This window comes from Burkholderia sp. B21-005 (genome assembly GCF_020843965.1).
Lineage (GTDB): Bacteria > Pseudomonadota > Gammaproteobacteria > Burkholderiales > Burkholderiaceae > Burkholderia > Burkholderia ambifaria.
Map to the genome: position 1 here is coordinate 2,463,213 of NZ_CP086302.1, position 16,346 is coordinate 2,479,558.

Sequence of the window (16,346 nt, forward strand, 5' to 3'; positions counted from 1 at the left end):
ACTTAAAATTATTTAACCTCCTTTCAATTCGTTTTTCCGCATCCGCACAATCGCGACGGCGCCATCGGTTTCCGTCCGCCGACATCCCGATCCACCGTCAGACCCCGGTTTTTTATTGATTGAACGATCAATAAAAAACCGCTAAGCTCTCGACTTCCAGGAACGGGCCCGTCCGGGCGAAAGGAGTGCGCGATGCCGAAAGTCGGAATGCGGGAGATTCGCCGCGCACAGTTGATCGACGCCACGCTGCGCTCGATCGACGAAGCCGGCCTGCCCGGCACGACGCTCGCATCGGTCGCGCAGCGCGCGAACATCTCGACGGGCATCGTCAGCCACTACTTCGGCGACAAGGACGGCCTGCTCGAAGCCACGATGCGGCATGTGCTGCGCGATCTGTGGGCGGCCACCACGCAACGTCGCGTCGCCGCACGCAAGGATCCGCGTTCGCGGCTGCGCGCGATCGTCGCCGCGAACTTCGACGACACGCAGGTCAGCGCGCCCGTGATGAAGACCTGGCTCGCGTTCTGGTCGCAGAGCATGCACGACGCGATGCTCAAGCGCCTGCAGCACGTCAACACGCGGCGCCTCCATTCGAACCTGTGCGCGGAATTCGCGAAGGCGCTGCCGCGCGCGAAAGCACGGGAAGCCGCCAGCGGCCTCGCCGCGCTGATCGACGGCCTGTGGCTGCGCGGCGCCCTCGCCGGCGGCCCGATCGACACCCGGGCTGCATTGAAGCTCGCCCACGATTACATCGACCTGCTGCTCGCGTCCGACTGACGCGCAGGCAGTCGCCCTCAAGGAGATCCTCATGTCCGTATACGGTTTGCAGCGCCTCTACATCGGCGGCGGTTACGTCGACGCCACCAGCGGCAAGACTTTCGATACCTTCGATCCCGCCACCGGCGAACTGCTCGCGCAGGTGCAGCAGGCGAGCGCCGCCGACGTCGACCGCGCGGTCGCGTCGGCCCGGGAAGGCCAGCGCGAATGGGCCGCGATGACCGCGATGCAGCGCTCGCGGATCCTGCGCCGCGCGGTCGATCTGCTGCGCGAACGCAATGACGAGCTCGCAGCCATCGAGACGCGCGACACCGGCAAGCCGATCGGCGAGACGCTCGCGGTCGACATCGTCACCGGCGCGGACGTGATCGAGTACTACGCGGGCCTCGCGACCGCGATCGAAGGGCTGCAGGTGCCGCTGCGCGCCGAGTCGTTCGTCTATACGCGCCGCGAGCCGCTCGGCGTGTGCGCGGGCATCGGCGCATGGAACTACCCGATCCAGATCGCATGCTGGAAGACGGCGCCCGCGCTCGCGGCCGGCAACGCGATGGTGTTCAAGCCGAGCGAGGTCACGCCGCTCACCGCGCTGAAGCTCGCGGAAATCTATACGGAAGCCGGCGTGCCGGCCGGCGTGTTCAACGTCGTGCAGGGCGACGGCTCGGTCGGCGCGCTGCTCACCGGTCACCCGGACATCGCGAAGGTGTCGTTCACCGGCGGCGTCGAGACCGGCAAGAAGGTGATGTCGCTGGCCGGCGCGTCGTCGCTGAAGGAAGTGACGATGGAGCTCGGCGGCAAGTCGCCGCTGATCGTGTTCGAGGATGCCGATCTCGACCGCGCGGCCGACATCGCGGTGACCGCCAACTTCTTCAGCTCGGGCCAGGTCTGCACCAACGGCACGCGCGTGTTCGTGCACCGCTCGGTCAAGGACGCGTTCACGCAGCGCGTGCTCGAACGCGTGAAGCGGATTCGCGTCGGCAAGCCGACCGATGCAGATACCAACTTCGGCCCGCTCGTGTCGGCCGCCCAGCTCGACAAGGTGCTCGGCTTCATCGACAGCGGCAAGGCCGAAGGCGCGAAGCTGCTCGCGGGCGGCACGCGCCTGACTGACGGCCACTTCGGCAGCGGCCAGTACGTCGCGCCGACCGTGTTCGGCGACTGCCGCGACGACATGAAGATCGTCCGTGAAGAGATTTTCGGGCCGGTGATGAGCATCCTCGATTTCGAATCGGAGGACGAAGTGATCGCCCGCGCGAACGACACGCACTACGGCCTCGCGGCCGGCGTCGTGACCGAGAACCTGTCGCGCGCGCACCGCACGATCCATCGCCTCGAAGCCGGCATCTGCTGGATCAACACGTGGGGCGAATCGCCGGCCGAGATGCCGGTTGGCGGATACAAGCAATCCGGTGTCGGACGCGAGAACGGCATCACGACGCTCGAACACTACACTCGAATCAAGTCCGTACAGGTCGAGCTCGGCCGCTACAACCCGGTGTTTTGAGAACGATAGGAGATACCCCGTCATGACGACACGCGAATACGACTACATCATCTGCGGCGCCGGTTCCGCGGGCAACGTGCTCGCGACGCGCCTGACGGAAGATCCGAACGTCACGGTGCTGCTGCTCGAAGCGGGCGGCCCCGACTACCGCTTCGACTTCCGCACGCAGATGCCGGCGGCGCTCGCCTATCCGCTGCAGGGCCGTCGCTACAACTGGGCCTACGAGACCGACCCCGAGCCGCACATGGACAACCGCCGGATGGAATGCGGCCGCGGCAAGGGGCTCGGCGGCTCGTCGCTGATCAACGGGATGTGCTACATCCGCGGCAACGCGCTCGACTACGACAACTGGTCGACGCACAAGGGGCTCGAGAACTGGACGTATCTCGACTGCCTGCCGTACTTCAAGAAGGCCGAGACGCGCGACGTCGGCCCGAACGACTATCACGGCGGCGACGGCCCCGTGTCGGTCACCACCAGCAAGCCGGGCGTGAACCCGCTGTTCGAGGCGATGGTCGATGCGGGCGTGCAGGCCGGCTATCCGCGCACCGACGACCTGAACGGCTATCAGCAGGAAGGCTTCGGTCCGATGGACCGCACCGTCACGCCGAAGGGCCGCCGCGCCAGCACCGCGCGCGGCTACCTCGACCAGGCCAAGGGGCGGCCGAACCTCGAGATCGTCACGCACGCGCTCGCCGACCGCATCCTGTTCGACGGCAAGCGCGCGTCGGGCGTCACGTACCTGCGCGGCAGCGAGCGCGCGAGTGCGCACGCGCGCCGGGAGGTACTCGTGTGCAGCGGCGCGATCGCCTCGCCGCAGCTGCTGCAGCGCTCGGGCGTCGGCCCCGGCGCGTGGCTGAAGGAACTCGACATCCCGATCGTGCTCGACCTGCCCGGCGTCGGCCAGAACCTGCAGGATCACCTGGAGATGTACATCCAGTACGAGTGCAAGGAGCCGGTGTCGCTGTATCCGGCGCTCAAGTGGTGGAACCAGCCGAAGATCGGCCTCGAATGGATGCTCAACGGCACGGGCCTCGGCGCGAGCAACCACTTCGAGGCGGGCGGCTTCATCCGCACGCGCGACGACGATCCGTGGCCGAACATCCAGTATCACTTCCTGCCCGTTGCGATCAACTACAACGGCTCGAACGCGATCGAGATGCACGGCTTCCAGGCGCACGTCGGATCGATGCGTTCGCCGAGCCGCGGCCGCGTGAAGCTGCGCTCGCGCGATCCGAACGCGCACCCGAGCATCCTGTTCAACTACATGGCCGAAGCGCTCGACTGGCGCGAGTTCCGCGATGCGATCCGCGCGACGCGCGAGATCATGCGGCAGCCCGCGCTCGACCGCTATCGCGGCCGCGAGCTGAACCCGGGCGCCGACTGCAAGTCCGACAAGGAGCTCGACACGTTCGTGCGGTCCCGCGCGGAAACCGCGTTCCATCCGTCGTGCTCGTGCACGATGGGCTACGACGACATGGCCGTGGTCGACGAAGAAGGTCGCGTGCACGGGCTGGAAGGGCTGCGCGTCGTCGATGCGTCGATCATGCCGATCATCACAACCGGCAACCTGAACGCGCCGACGATCATGATCGCGGAGAAGATCGCCGACAAGATCCGCGGCCGCCAGCCGCTCGCGCGTGTCGACGTGCCTTACTTCGTCGCGAACGGGGCGATGGCGCGCAATGTCGCGAAGGCGGTGCGGCAGCCGGAGACGGTGTAATCGCACCCCCGCCCCGCGCACAGCGGTGGCGGCGGCAACATGCACGGCTCGCGGCGTTTTCGCCGCGAGCCGTTTTTCATTGGGCGCGCCCGGCGCCCGTACTGAACCGCGTGATGGCCGCCCGCCTCGGCCGCACGCGTTTCGCGCGCACGATCGGATTCGCGCGCGACGTCAGGCTCATCGCGCCGCGCAAATGCTCGAACGCGACCTCCTCCTTCCGCCCGAAGCGGCCGAGCGCCGGCCACGCCAGCGTTTCATCGAGCCACGCCTGCCACGCGTCGCCGTGGAAGCGGCGCGCGAATTCGCGCACCGTGTCCGGCGCCGCGATCACGATGCCCGCCAACAGGTAATACGCCCAGAAGCTGCCCGCGCCGACGAGCCGGTCGAACCGGCACGCGGACACCGCCGCGAGCAGACCGTCCACCGACGCAAGATCGGTGCGGCGTTCGCGAATCGCGCGCGCGACGAGATTATGCTGACCGCCGTACGCGGCAAAGGAAATCCCTTTGCCGGCGGCCAGCTCCGCGCAGAACATCGCGAGCGCAGCCATCTCGTCGATGCGGGCGGCATCGTCGCGCGGCCCGCAGACGCGCAGCACGATCGCATCGATGACGTCCCCCGGCCGTGCCGACGGCTCCACGCACGCCGCCGCGATGGCCGCGCGTCGTTCTCTCAGGTTCTTCGCGAGCGGTGCGTCATGCTCGTCGGCATCGTCGCTGCCTCGCTCGACGCCACGGGCAATCCGCTCGAGCGCGGCCCAGCCGTCGTCGGGATCGTCGAAGGTCCACGCATCGACGAAGCCATGCGCGGCTTCGAATACCGCGCGCGATCCCGGGCAGCATCGCTCCGCGTGCGCAAGCTGCCGCGCGTCGGGCACGTGCGTGCATGCGCCGGGCGGATCGCTCGCCTCGCATGCGCAACCGCCGCCGTCCGTTGCAATCCACGGCGCGAGTTCATGCAGGACGGCGATCGCTTCGTGCGACAGGTTCAAGCCCGCTCGCACGCGTGCCGCGCGCGACGATGGCGGAACGTCCGTTGCGTCGTCGCCGTCGTCGGCCGCCGCCACGCAAGCCGCGTCGTACAGATGTTCGATCAGGTACTGCAGCCACGCGGCCGTGCGCAGCCGGTCAGGCGTCGCACCGCGGGCAGCGCCATACTTCGCTGGGTCGGTGAGCATGTGGCGAATCGGAATGGTTGTCTCGTTTCGGGTTCGGTCGAAGCAGGCGGCACGGTGCGTCGCACCGGCCCCTGGTATGGCCACCCACCTCGGATCGCGAGGCAGGCGGCCAGCCGGTCGCCGCGCCGATACGCGCGAGGACGCGAACGCAGCTCGAAACCGGAACACCCGCCGCGCATCCTTGCACGGCCCTCGTCGATGGCGGGCGCCCGGCCTCGATCACGCGACGCTTACTGCACGTGGAACTTCGGCGACGTGACGACCGTGCCGCCGACCGTACAGTCCGGTGTCAGCACGGCATTGTTGAACGTGAGTGACGAGTTCGGATCGTTCCACGTCGTCACGACCTTGCTCGGCCCGCACGTGCCGAGCAGCGTGACGTTCACCTTCACGTTGTTGATCGACAGCTGCGTCGTACTGTCGGCCTGCCCGGTCCACGGCGACGCGCTGGTCGCGCTGCCGCTGATCAGGCCGCAGGTCGCGCCGCCCGTGAACGTCGTCGACGTGATGTTGACGATGCCCGTCGACGAGATCGTGCCGTTGAACGTCGCGTTGCAAGTCGCGTTGATCGCCCCCTTGGCCAGGGCCGTGAGGCCCGTCGCGGAGAACGGCTCTCCATTGGGGTTCATGGCCTGCCCGTCGGCGCGCGAAACGGTCACGGCGAAAGCAGGCGCGGCCGAAACCGCGGTGAATGCCACTGCAGCAACAAGCGATACGATTTTGCGAATGCTCATTTGAACTGCCCCCTCTCTCTTCACAAATGGCGGCATGCCGCCAGGAACGCGACGTCCCGGCCGGATCGCTCCGGCCGCTCGGTCGCAGGAAGCCGCCGGCACGCGTGACGCGTGCCGCACGGCTCAGAACTTGTAGGAAATGCCGACGAACGTGATCAGCGGATCGGCCTTCAGCCGCGTGCGCGTGGTCGCGAGCGTCGATCCGTCGGCCGCCTTGATCACGAGCGACGAGTAGGTCTTCAGCGGCATGTAGGTCAGCGTCGCCGTGAGCCCCCAGTGCTTGTCGATCGCATAGCTCGCGCCGACGTTGTAGACCGGCGTGAACGACGACGACGCCTTGCCCTCCACCGACGTCGGCCCCGGCTTGCCGGCGCCGGCCGCGAGCACGCTGCCAAGGTTCTCGTTGATGTCCTTCGCGAAGTTGCCGTTCAGTTCGATGTTGCTGAACCAGCTGTAGGCCACGCCGATCCCGACGAACGGACGGAACTTCGCGGTCGGTGCATTGAAGTAGTACTGCAGAATGATCGTCGGGCTCCACTGCCGCGCATTCTTCACGGCCGGCTGGTTCGCGGTCTTGTCCATGTCGACGGTGCCGAGCGAGCCGGCCGGGCCCGGCGGCCGGATCACGCCGTGCCCGGTCAGCGTGAACTCGGGCGGCACGCCGAGCACCGATGTCACCGCGATGTGGTCGGTGAAGAAGTGCGTGAGCGTGAGGCCGACCGTATCGGCGTTGTTGACCGTCAGGCTCGTGCCCGGCGACGTGAACGAACCGGGCAGCCGCAGCGGCCCGTTGATCGGCATGTTCGCGAGATTCGTCGTCAGCCCGTTGGTCGAATCCTGCGGCATGATGTGCAGCCAGCCCAGCGTCGCGACGTTGTCGCCCGCCTGCTGGGCCGATGCGAGCGTCGACACGCCTGCGACGACACCCGCGACAATCAGCTTCTTCATGAAACCTCTCCCCTCGTTCTGTCCGGGCGCCGCGCATCCGCGCGCGGCGCCGCCGTGTCTCCATCCGCGCTTGGTCACTGGACGAACGCGCCGACCGTGAAGTACGGGTTGTTCGTATCGGCCATGTCGAGGAACCCGAACACGCCGCCGGTGAACACGAACTTGCCGGTCGCCGGCCCCGACGCCGCGTCCGCATGCACGGTCGTCACGACGCCCGGCACCTTCTGCGTGTAGTCGAGGTTCAGCGCGCGCGTGAGCGCCGCCTGCGACGCGTTGAACGGATCGAGCAGCGTCGCCTGCGCGCCGACGAGCGCGGTCGCGCGGTAGTTGAACGCACTGTCGACGCCCGTGTACTCGCCGTTCTGCGAGCCCGGCGCGACCGCCGCCTGCGGGCTCAGGAACGAGATGCCCGATTCGTCGTCCGCGCTCGGCGGGCCCTGCGTGAGGTCCGCGTTCGCGGCGCCGGTACGGATGAAGACCGGCACGAGCTGGTTGCGCAGCTTGCCGACGATCAGGATCCCCTTGCCGGCCTTCGCCGGATCGAGCGCGGCGAGCGTCGCCGGAACCTGCGGCTGGTAGTTCAGCGACTGGAATGCCGGCGCATCGGGGCGCCGCGTGAACGGCTGGTTCACGGTCGCGCTCGACGCGAGCGGCTGCCCGCCGTTCTTCTTGCCGAAGTTGTCCGTTTCGACGTAGCTGCCGTCCGCGTTGATCGTCACCTGCTGGTCGAGCGCCACCGGCTGGAAGTTCTGCGACGGCACCTGGTGATAGCCGAGCTGGTTGTACGTACCGGCGATCTTCGACAGATCGGTTTCGAGCGACGAGAAGCTGATGAACGGGTAGTACGGGAACGTCGTTTTCGGAATCTTGCCGACGCCGATCACGCCGTCGAACTGGATCGTCGCGCCGGGAATCGCGCCGCCCAGCACGCCCTCGCCGAGGAACAGGCGGGCCGGCCGGCTCGGGTCGAGGCTCGCGTTCTGCATCCGGAACGTGCACTGGTTCAGCTTCACGGTCGGCAGGCCGGTCTCGTCGGCCAGCGTGCCGTCGACGACGTTGGCCGGCGCCGTGTCGCGCGTCGGCTGCACGGTGCCGGTGGTGGTCGGCACGGGCGACGCGAGGTAGGTCATCCGGTACGTCATCTTCGTGGTGTCGAGCTGCACCTTCACGAGTTCGCCCGAACCGGACCCGCCGATGAACACCGTGTTGTAGTCGATGGATTGCGGGCACAGCCGCACCACCGGCGCGGGCGGCGGGTCGCCGTCGCCGCCGCAGGCGGCCAGCACGGGCGCGAGCGACGCCGCGGCCATCCAATGCTTCACATTCATAGGAATCCTCTTGAATTTCGATTCGCCGGCGGCGACGCATGCGCCGCCGGTGTTCCGTGTTCGTTACGCCGTTACTGGACGAACGCGCCGACCGTGAAGAACGGGTTGATCTTGTTGTTGTTCACGACCATCGCGTAGACGTTCCCGGCCGTCACCAGCCAGCCCGTGTCGCCCTTGCTGAAGATCGCCACGTTGCCGTTCGCACCCTTCGCGTTGAAGTCCTGCGAGGCCGTGACCTTGATCTTGCCGGGCGTGGCCTGCGTGTAGTCGAGCGCGAACTGCGAGCTCACGGACGACGTCTGCGGGTCGACGAATGCCGCGGTATTGCCCTGGAACAGCGTGGACGTGTAGTTGGCGGCGATCGTCGACACGGCGGTGCCGTCCGTGCAGTTTCCGGCCTCGGGCATGAAGAACGTGCCGTTGAACGTGCCGGGCAGGTCCGGATGCGGCACGAGGCTGTCGAAGCTCGGCCCCGAAATCCCCGGTGCGCCATACACGCCATTGGACGTCACGACGCCGCACGCGGACGCGCTCGTCGCCCCGATGAAACCGCCCTTCAGCACATTCGTCGCGACGGCCTGCGCGGGCGACAGCATCGAGATGCCGACTTCCGCGTCGGCGACCGACGCCAGCAGGTTGCTCGCATCGGCGTGCGAGTAGCCGACGCGAATCACGATCGGTATCAGCGCGCCATTCAGCTTGCCGACGATCATCACGCCATGCGCCTGGGTCGGCGACAGCAGCACGAGCGGCTGCTCCTGGCCGGCCGACGGATATGGCAAGCCCGGTTTCGCGCTGCTGACGAACACGTTGTCGGCACTGCCGTCCGCGTTCTTGCGCAGCGTCCACGGCGTACCGGTCGTCTGGCACGAGTAGTCGCTTCCCGGCGTGATCGTGCACGTGCCGTCCGCGCCGAGCGTCTGGCTCCAGTTCACGACATCCGGCTGCCAGCCCTGCGGGGTGGCGGTCTGATAGCTGCTGCCGGTCGGCGACAGATGAATGCCGACTTCGTTGTATACGCCGGCCACCTTGGTGAAATCCGTCTCGGTGTCGGTAAAGCCGATGAACGGATAGAAATCGAACGTGCGCGACGGCACGGTGCCGATATAGAGACCCGGCGCGAGCGGAATGCCGTCGAATTGAATCGTCGCGCCCGGAATCCCGCCGCCGACCACCCCGTTCCCGACGAACAGCATCGGCGGATCGGTGCGCTTGATCGTCACCGAATACGCGCCGTCGCTCGTCGCGCCGCTGTCGAGCACGAACGCGCAGCGGTTCTGCTCGGCCGTCGGCAGGTTGGTCGGATGATGGAAGGCGCCGTTGATCGTCAGGCCCGCGCGCGTGTCGTTGACCTGCCCCGCCGACGTCGGCACCGACGATTCGAGGAACTGCATCTGATAGGTGAGCTTGGTCGTGTCGAACTTCACCTTCACGTATTCGCCGCTGCCGGCGCCGCCCGTGTAGGTCGTCGTGTAGTCGAGCGAATCCGGACACAGCTTCGTCACGACGGGCGGCGTCGTTTCGGCGCCGCTCGGCCCGCATGCGCTGCCCGAGCATTGCGGCACGTTGATCGGGCCCGGATCGTCTCCGCCGCCGCAACCGGCGACGAACGGCAGCGCCAGCACGGCGCATGACAGGATCGCCTTCCGCCATTCAGGAATGCAAAGCATCAACCCCTCCTTTTCAGATACGACAGGTCTCGTGCGGACGGGCTGCGTGGCCCGCCGGTTGGTATTGCGCCGCGAGCGTGCGCGGCGCATGACGATGCGCGCAATGCGCGCCGCGCGGCCGGATCGGCAGATGCGATCAGGACCGCCGCGGCAGGCAAGCGCTATCCGGCGGCGCCGTCATGCGGCACGGCGCCAGCGGGACAATCGATACGGAATGGGGTGCGTCGCTACCGCGGCAACGCGATGCGATGACGCGGGCACGCGACTCGCGTCGTGTCCGCATCCAGCGAAAAGCGCGGACATGGCAGTCCGGCCGGGCCCTCGGATAGGCGTCTCATGTATTGGTCTCCGTACGTACGCTTGATTCGTTATCGTGATGCGTCGTTGGTCGAGACTATGAGCGGACGATCCGCACAAGTAAATGGATGCAGAGTTCCAAACGTGCCCGAACCGCGCGATCCCAGTGTGTGCGGGGTGCTTGACAGTTTTTCAAACAGCCTTCAATTTATTTGCTCAGACAAATACCCGCTCGGTGCAACGCGCATGGGAACGACGGTGGTCGACCCGCACCGGTCGAGCGAAAACGACGCGCATTGTTCGCTCGATTCAAATAAAGCATCGTTTTATTGAATGATCCACGTGCATTTCCCGCAAATCCCGCACCGGCATCGCATGTCGTTTCCGTGGAAATGCATTTCCATCTTCCGATTGCTAATATGGCGGTCCTGCGATCCCGCACCACAACGCCGTTCGACATGACGCCCGTTCGCCATGCCGCCCCCGCCACCGCCCGCTTCGCGGCGGCGGCGCCGGGCACGCGCGGCGCGCGGCGTCGGACCGACCGGCCGTGCCATCCGTGAGCATGCAACCGATCCTTTCCGTCTCCGATCTTTCCAAGACCTACGCGTCCGGCTTCCAGGCGTTGAAGCACGTGACCCTCGACATCCGCCCGGGCGAGATCTTCGCGCTGCTCGGGCCGAACGGCGCGGGCAAGACCACGCTGATCGGCTCGATCTGCGGCATCGTCACGCCCACCCAGGGCCGCGTGACGGTCGGCGGCCACGACATCCGCGACGCGTATCGCGCGGCGCGCGAAATGATCGGCCTCGTGCCGCAGGAGCTGACGACCGACGCGTTCGAATCCGTGTGGGCAACCGTGTCATTCAGCCGCGGCCTGTTCAGCAAGGCACCCGATCCCGCGCACATCGAGAAGACGCTGAAGGCGCTGTCGCTGTGGGACAAGCGCGACAACAAGCTGATGACGCTGTCGGGCGGCATGAAGCGCCGCGTGATGATCGCGAAGGCGCTCGCGCACGAGCCGCGCATCCTGTTCCTCGACGAGCCGACGGCCGGCGTCGACGTCGAGCTGCGCCGCGACATGTGGAAGCTCGTCGATTCGCTGCGCGAAAGCGGCGTGACGATCCTGCTGACCACGCACTACATCGAGGAAGCCGAGGAAATGGCCGACCGGATCGGCATCATCCTCGGCGGCGAACTCGTGCTCGTCGAAGAGAAACGCGAGCTGATGCGCAAGCTCGGGAAGAAGCAACTGACCGTACAGCTCGAACACCCGCTCGCGGCCGTGCCGGCCGAACTCGCCACGTTCGGCCTCGAACGCGCGGACGACGGCGCCGCGCTCGTCTATACGTACGACTCGCAACGCGACGACGCGAGCATCGCGAAGCTGATCAACGCGCTCGGCTCGGCCGGCATCGGCTTTCGCGACCTGCATACGACGCAGAGCTCGCTCGAGGATATTTTCGTCAGCCTGATCGACAACCGCCGCAACGGCGCACAAGGGGCGTAACGCACATGGCGAACTGGAATTTCCACGGCATCCGCGCGATCTATCGCGCCGAAATGGCCCGCACGCGCCGTACTCTGATGCAGAGCATCATCGCGCCGGTGATCTCGACGTCTCTGTACTTCGTCGTGTTCGGTTCGGCGATCGGCTCGCGCATCAGCGACGTGAACGGGATCGGCTACGGGTCGTTCATCGTGCCGGGCCTCGTGATGCTGTCGCTGCTGTCGCAGAGCATCTCGAACGCGTCGTTCGGCATCTACTTCCCGCGCTTCACGGGCACGATCTACGAGATATTGTCCGCGCCCGTGTCGTACTGGGAGATCGTGATCGCGTATGTGGGCGCGGCCGCGTCGAAGTCGCTGCTGCTCGGGCTGATCATCCTCGCGACGGCCGGCCTGTTCGTGCCGCTGCACATCCTGCATCCATTCTGGATGGTGCTGTTCCTCGTGCTGACGTCGATCACCTTCAGCCTGTTCGGCTTCGTGATCGGCATCTGGGCCGACAGCTTCGAGAAGCTGCAGCTCGTGCCGCTGCTGATCATCACGCCGCTCACGTTCCTCGGCGGCAGCTTCTATTCGGTCGACATGCTGCCGCCCGCGTGGCGCATCGTCACGCTGTTCAACCCGATCGTCTACCTGATCAGCGGCTTCCGCTGGTCGTTCTACGGGCTGGCCGACGTGCACGTGTGGATCAGCCTCGCGGCGACCACGCTGTTCCTCGCGATCCTGCTCGCGATCGTCGCGTGGATGTTCCGCACCGGCTACAAGTTGAAGAACTGACGCAGCCCGTGCCGTGTACCCGGCACGGCCGCGGCGATCGCCCGGTTCGCGCATCGGGAGCGACGCTGCTAGACTGAATCGGAAGATCGACTGCTGCCGCCTGCCGCACCGCAACCTGCGGGGCACGGGCGGCGCAGCGCCCGCCCCATTCCCTGCGCGAGGATCACCGATGAGCGCCTGCCGAATCGACGCCGTCCGCGACGGCCTGTTTCGCGCCACGACCTACGTCGACACGCTGAACCTGTGTTTCAGCCAGTTCTTCGTACGATCGTCGCACGGCGACGTGCTGTGCGTCGAAACGGGCACCCGGTCCAATTTCACGCAGCTGAGCGCGGCGCTCGACACCGTCGGCATCGCGCCGTCGCTGGTCAGCAGCGTGATCGTCCCGCACTTCGAGGCCGACGAAATGGGCGCGCTGCCCGATTTCCTCGCGGCCAACCCGGCGCTCGTCGCGTACGGACATCCGATGTGTACATGGGGGCTCGCCGACGTGTTCGGCGTACGCGCGATTCCGCTGAAGGATGGCGAGCCGACGACACTGTCGGGCACCGGCGTCGTGCCGGTCTTCACGAAGCACGTGCATCAGTGGGACGCGCTCGTCGTGTATCTGCCGGCGTACAAGGCGCTGCTGTCGTCGGACATCCTGATGCGCTTCGGCCGGGAGGACACCGACGATCCGTTGCCCGCGATCCTCGATGCGATCACGCGCTCCGACTACCTGCCGTCGCTCGCGCACCTGGCGAGCGCGCTGCGCCGCATCCAGGCGCTCGATCTCGACATCATCCTGCCGATGCACGGCCCGGCGATCACGCACGACATTCCGCGCGTGATCGCCGGTGTCATCGCCCACTGCGAGGCGGCCGCGGCGGCGTAGCGCGCACGCGCTGCGGCGTGCGGCCGGCCGTGGCCGGTCAGGTGCCGGTCACGACGAATTCGGCGGCCGCCTTGCTCTGGATCGCGGCCATCACCGCGAGTTCACGTTTGCTGTGCGGCTCGCCGGACACGACGCCCGTCGCATGCCGGGCCTTCGCGCCGAGCGGAAAGAACACGAACGACGCGCCGGCCGGCGCATCGGGCTCGGCCCGCAGGCGTTTGTTCAGGATCTTGAGGTACTTTTTCTTCGAGACTTCCTTCGTTGCCATGGCGCCCTCCACGTGAACGTAATGCTGGTCAGCATACCAGTTTTGACAGGCGATTCCGGAGCCCCGCCGCGCGATCGATCTGCACTAGAATGAATCGGCTTACGCGACTCGCCGCGCCAGGCCGCGGCCGCCATGTCATTAACGGAGCACTTCCATGCATGCCGAATTGTTCGCGCAGCATCATGATTGCCCGGGCTGGGAAGGTGAAATGGCGCGGCGCGTCGCCGCCTTCGACTGGTCGTCGACCGGCCTCGGCCCGCTCGACAGGTGGTCGGCGAGCCTCGTCGCGGCCGTGCGCACCGTGCTCGCGTCGCCGCTGCCGCTGGTGATGCTGTGGGGCCGGCCCGGCTACATGATCTACAACGACGCGTATGCCGGGTTCGCCGGCGGACGCCACCCCTATCTGCTCGGCCAGCCGGTCGAGCTCGGCTGGCCCGAGGTCGCCGAGTTCAACCGCAACGTGATGAACACCTGCCTCGCGGGCGGCACGCTGTCGTATCGCGACAAGGAACTCGTGCTGCTGCGCAGCGGACGCCCCGAAGACGTGTGGATGGATCTGCATTACAGCCCGCTGCCCGACGACGATGGCGCACCGGGCGGCGTGCTCGCCGTCGTGATCGAGACGACCGAACGCGTGCTCGCCACGCGTCATCGCGAACAGGCGGAAGCGGCGCTGCAGTCATCCAACGATGCGCTGCGCCGCCTGACCGAAACGCTCGAGCAACGCGTGGCCGATGCGATCGCCGAACGCGCGGCGGTCGAGGAGCAGTTGCGCCACTCGCAGAAGATGGAAGCGATCGGCAGCCTGACCGGCGGCATCGCGCACGACTTCAACAACGTGCTGCAGGTGATCAGCGGCAACCTTCAGATTCTGGCCGTCGAACTCGGCGAACGCGCGAGTGCGCAGCCGCGAATCGAAAGCGCGAACAACGCGGTGCGGCGCGGCGCGCAACTGGCGTCGCACCTGCTGGCCTTCGCGCGCCGCCAGCCGTTGTCGGCGACGGTGCTCAATCCGCACCAGCTGATCGACGGGATGAGCGAGATGCTGCGCCGCGCGCTCGGCGAAACCGTGCGGATCGTCCCCGCGCTGGCGCCCGACGTCGGCAACGTGCTCGCCGACCGGCACCAGCTCGAAAACGCGCTGCTCAATCTTGCGATCAATGCGCGCGATGCGATGGGCGGCGACGGCACGCTGACGATTGCCGCGTACAACGACGCGCACCCCGCGCCGGCCGGCGGCGCACGGCGCTCGCCATTGCCGGCCGGCGAATACGTGACGTTCGAGATCAGCGATACGGGGACCGGCATGACGGCGGACGTGCTCGAGCGCGTGTTCGAACCGTTCTTCACGACCAAGCCGGACGGTGAAGGCACCGGGCTCGGGCTCAGCATGGTGTTCGGTTTCGTCAAGCAAAGCGGCGGCCATACGTCGATCGAAAGCACGCCGGGCCAGGGCACCACCGTGCGGCTCACGTTTCCGCGCTGTCACGATGACTGCACCGAAGAGCCTGTCCGCGCGCCGCAGCACGACGCCGCGCGCGGCCGCGAAACCATCCTGGTCGTCGAGGACGACGCGGAGGTCCGGCTGACCGTGGTCGACATGCTCACGCAGCTCGGCTACAAGGTGCTCACCGCGTCCGACGGCGAAGCCGCGCTGCAGATACTCGACTGCGACACGGCGATCGACCTGCTGTTTACCGACGTGATCATGCCGGGCCGCATCAAGGGCGGCGAACTCGCGCGCCGCGCCGCGCAGCGCACGCCGCCGTTGCCCGTGCTGTTCACGTCCGGCTACACGCGCGACGAGATTTTCCACTCCGGGCGGCTCGACCCCGGCGTCATGCTGCTCAGCAAGCCGTACCGCCGCGACGAACTCGCGACCCGGATCCGCGACATGCTCGACGCGCACACAAAGGCGGCGTGAGCGGCCGACATGCCGGCATGCCGGCATGCGCGCGCCGGTGCCGGCCACGGAGCCGGTCGTCCAGCCGGGATCTTTCCGGCACCACCTGCCGCATGGACGACGTCGAATACGCCGCAGCGCGTCACAGGTCATCGGTCACCAGTCACACCGGAATTTTTTTGTGCGCGATGTCGATTCGCGCGATCGTCGCGCGTCGTAGTGTCGTAGCCGATCGATTTGCCGGCCTCACGGCCGGCCGATAGCGGATTTCCCCCTTTCCCGTTCAAGGAGCAACAACAATGCGCGTCATGGTGATCGTCAAGGCAACGGCTTCTTCCGAATCGGGCGCGATGCCCGATACCGAACTGCTGGCCGCGATGGGCCGGTACAACGAGGAACTCGTGAAAGCCGGCGTGATGCTTGCCGGCGAAGGCCTCCATCCAAGTTCGCGCGGCAAGCGCGTGCACTTCTCCGGCAAGGACCGGACCGTCGTCGACGGCCCGTTCGCCGAGACCAAGGAACTGATCGCCGGCTACTGGCTGTGGCAGGTGAATTCGATGGAAGAAGCCGTCGAATGGGTCAAGCGCTGCCCGAATCCGATGCCGACCGAGTCGGACATCGAGATCCGCCAGATTTTCTCGCCTGAGGACTTCGGCGAAGCATTCACGCCGGAGCTTCAGGAACAGGAAGCGCGGCTGCGCGCGGAGATGGACGGCAAGCACGACGCGTGAGCGGGCCGGGTGCCGGTGCGGTAGGGGTGCGGGCGTCCCTGTCGGATTCTCCGAACAAATGGGTCGACGGAGATTGACGGCACCTCGCCAAGTAACGTATCGTTTTGTCACGTTACTTGGCGAGGCCCT

Annotated in this window: 14 protein-coding genes; 8 read left to right on the forward strand and 6 right to left on the reverse strand. The window is 66.9% G+C overall.

Going from position 1 to position 16,346, the window contains the following annotated elements; genetic code table 11:
* The first annotated feature begins 192 nt into the window (after positions 1 to 192).
* Genes betI through betA form a run of 3 tightly spaced genes read left to right on the forward strand, consistent with a single transcriptional unit; the run spans position 193 to position 4,001 of the window.
* A complete protein-coding gene (betI, locus tag LMA02_RS27580) occupies positions 193 to 777 on the forward strand; it encodes a transcriptional regulator BetI (RefSeq protein ID WP_166722530.1) in 585 nt (194 codons plus the stop codon).
* A 31-nt stretch (positions 778 to 808) separates the two neighbouring features.
* Positions 809 to 2,278 carry a betaine-aldehyde dehydrogenase gene (gene betB, locus LMA02_RS27585; protein WP_006752712.1) on the forward strand — a complete coding sequence of 490 codons (1,470 nt, stop codon included), beginning with the start codon at positions 809 to 811 and terminating at the stop codon, positions 2,276 to 2,278.
* A 22-nt stretch (positions 2,279 to 2,300) separates the two neighbouring features.
* On the forward strand, positions 2,301 to 4,001 hold the full coding sequence (gene betA / locus LMA02_RS27590; RefSeq protein ID WP_228908312.1) for a choline dehydrogenase: 1,701 nt from the start codon (positions 2,301 to 2,303) through the stop codon (positions 3,999 to 4,001).
* Positions 4,002 to 4,077: 76 nt separating this feature from the next.
* Here the strand turns inward: betA and LMA02_RS27595 are convergent, their stop codons facing one another.
* The 5 genes from LMA02_RS27595 to LMA02_RS27615 form a co-directional block, all read right to left on the reverse strand.
* Positions 4,078 to 5,178 (reverse strand): hypothetical protein, encoded by a 1,101-nt coding sequence (locus LMA02_RS27595; RefSeq protein WP_228908313.1) that lies wholly within the window; start codon positions 5,176 to 5,178, stop codon positions 4,078 to 4,080.
* A gap of 230 nt (positions 5,179 to 5,408) precedes the next feature.
* The gene (locus LMA02_RS27600; protein WP_228908314.1) at positions 5,409 to 5,912 is read right to left on the reverse strand and encodes an activator protein; all 504 of its coding nucleotides are present in this window, start codon (positions 5,910 to 5,912) and stop codon (positions 5,409 to 5,411) included.
* Positions 5,913 to 6,035: 123 nt separating this feature from the next.
* Entirely contained in the window at positions 6,036 to 6,860 is an 825-nt protein-coding gene (locus tag LMA02_RS27605; RefSeq protein ID WP_228908315.1) for an OmpW/AlkL family protein, read from the reverse strand.
* Between the two features lie 74 nt (positions 6,861 to 6,934).
* The gene (locus LMA02_RS27610) at positions 6,935 to 8,188 is read right to left on the reverse strand and encodes a DUF2957 domain-containing protein (protein ID WP_228908316.1); all 1,254 of its coding nucleotides are present in this window, start codon (positions 8,186 to 8,188) and stop codon (positions 6,935 to 6,937) included.
* A 71-nt stretch (positions 8,189 to 8,259) separates the two neighbouring features.
* The gene (locus tag LMA02_RS27615) at positions 8,260 to 9,858 is read right to left on the reverse strand and encodes a DUF2957 domain-containing protein (RefSeq protein WP_228908317.1); all 1,599 of its coding nucleotides are present in this window, start codon (positions 9,856 to 9,858) and stop codon (positions 8,260 to 8,262) included.
* Positions 9,859 to 10,720: 862 nt separating this feature from the next.
* On the opposite strand from LMA02_RS27615, the gene LMA02_RS27620 reads away from it, so the two are divergent.
* The 3 genes from LMA02_RS27620 (at position 10,721) to LMA02_RS27630 (ending at position 13,315) form a co-directional block, all read left to right on the forward strand.
* Positions 10,721 to 11,665 (forward strand): ABC transporter ATP-binding protein, encoded by a 945-nt coding sequence (locus tag LMA02_RS27620; protein WP_228908318.1) that lies wholly within the window; start codon positions 10,721 to 10,723, stop codon positions 11,663 to 11,665.
* A 5-nt stretch (positions 11,666 to 11,670) separates the two neighbouring features.
* The gene (locus LMA02_RS27625; RefSeq protein WP_166722539.1) at positions 11,671 to 12,441 is read left to right on the forward strand and encodes an ABC transporter permease; all 771 of its coding nucleotides are present in this window, start codon (positions 11,671 to 11,673) and stop codon (positions 12,439 to 12,441) included.
* A 169-nt stretch (positions 12,442 to 12,610) separates the two neighbouring features.
* On the forward strand, positions 12,611 to 13,315 hold the full coding sequence (locus LMA02_RS27630) for an MBL fold metallo-hydrolase (RefSeq protein WP_228908319.1): 705 nt from the start codon (positions 12,611 to 12,613) through the stop codon (positions 13,313 to 13,315).
* A 37-nt stretch (positions 13,316 to 13,352) separates the two neighbouring features.
* On the opposite strand, the gene LMA02_RS27635 is transcribed toward LMA02_RS27630, so the two are convergent.
* Positions 13,353 to 13,583, reverse strand: coding sequence for a hypothetical protein (locus LMA02_RS27635; RefSeq protein ID WP_228908320.1), 231 nt, complete (start codon positions 13,581 to 13,583; stop codon positions 13,353 to 13,355).
* Between the two features lie 154 nt (positions 13,584 to 13,737).
* On the opposite strand from LMA02_RS27635, the gene LMA02_RS27640 reads away from it, so the two are divergent.
* Both LMA02_RS27640 and LMA02_RS27645 read left to right on the forward strand, forming a co-directional pair.
* On the forward strand, positions 13,738 to 15,507 hold the full coding sequence (locus LMA02_RS27640) for an ATP-binding protein (RefSeq protein ID WP_228908321.1): 1,770 nt from the start codon (positions 13,738 to 13,740) through the stop codon (positions 15,505 to 15,507).
* Positions 15,508 to 15,785: 278 nt separating this feature from the next.
* Positions 15,786 to 16,217, forward strand: a complete 432-nt coding sequence (locus LMA02_RS27645) for a YciI family protein (protein WP_228908322.1) — start codon at positions 15,786 to 15,788, stop codon at positions 16,215 to 16,217.
* Positions 16,218 to 16,346 lie beyond the last annotated feature (129 nt).

What these genes read in the sequence shown, in the direction of transcription:
- LMA02_RS27615 (WP_228908317.1), bottom strand. Translation starts at nt 9,858, where the DNA reads ATGCTTTGCATTCCTGAATGGCGGAAGGCGATCCTGTCATGCGCCGTG.
- LMA02_RS27635 (WP_228908320.1), bottom strand. Translation starts at nt 13,583, where the DNA reads ATGGCAACGAAGGAAGTCTCGAAGAAAAAGTACCTCAAGATCCTGAAC.
- LMA02_RS27625 (WP_166722539.1), top strand. Translation starts at nt 11,671, where the DNA reads ATGGCGAACTGGAATTTCCACGGCATCCGCGCGATCTATCGCGCCGAA.
- LMA02_RS27605 (WP_228908315.1), bottom strand. Translation starts at nt 6,860, where the DNA reads ATGAAGAAGCTGATTGTCGCGGGTGTCGTCGCAGGCGTGTCGACGCTC.
- LMA02_RS27645 (WP_228908322.1), top strand. Translation starts at nt 15,786, where the DNA reads ATGCGCGTCATGGTGATCGTCAAGGCAACGGCTTCTTCCGAATCGGGC.
- LMA02_RS27620 (WP_228908318.1), top strand. Translation starts at nt 10,721, where the DNA reads ATGCAACCGATCCTTTCCGTCTCCGATCTTTCCAAGACCTACGCGTCC.
- LMA02_RS27630 (WP_228908319.1), top strand. Translation starts at nt 12,611, where the DNA reads ATGAGCGCCTGCCGAATCGACGCCGTCCGCGACGGCCTGTTTCGCGCC.
- LMA02_RS27600 (WP_228908314.1), bottom strand. Translation starts at nt 5,912, where the DNA reads ATGAGCATTCGCAAAATCGTATCGCTTGTTGCTGCAGTGGCATTCACC.
- betB (WP_006752712.1), top strand. Translation starts at nt 809, where the DNA reads ATGTCCGTATACGGTTTGCAGCGCCTCTACATCGGCGGCGGTTACGTC.
- betI (WP_166722530.1), top strand. Translation starts at nt 193, where the DNA reads ATGCCGAAAGTCGGAATGCGGGAGATTCGCCGCGCACAGTTGATCGAC.
- betA (WP_228908312.1), top strand. Translation starts at nt 2,301, where the DNA reads ATGACGACACGCGAATACGACTACATCATCTGCGGCGCCGGTTCCGCG.
- LMA02_RS27610 (WP_228908316.1), bottom strand. Translation starts at nt 8,188, where the DNA reads ATGAATGTGAAGCATTGGATGGCCGCGGCGTCGCTCGCGCCCGTGCTG.
- LMA02_RS27640 (WP_228908321.1), top strand. Translation starts at nt 13,738, where the DNA reads ATGCATGCCGAATTGTTCGCGCAGCATCATGATTGCCCGGGCTGGGAA.
- LMA02_RS27595 (WP_228908313.1), bottom strand. Translation starts at nt 5,178, where the DNA reads ATGCTCACCGACCCAGCGAAGTATGGCGCTGCCCGCGGTGCGACGCCT.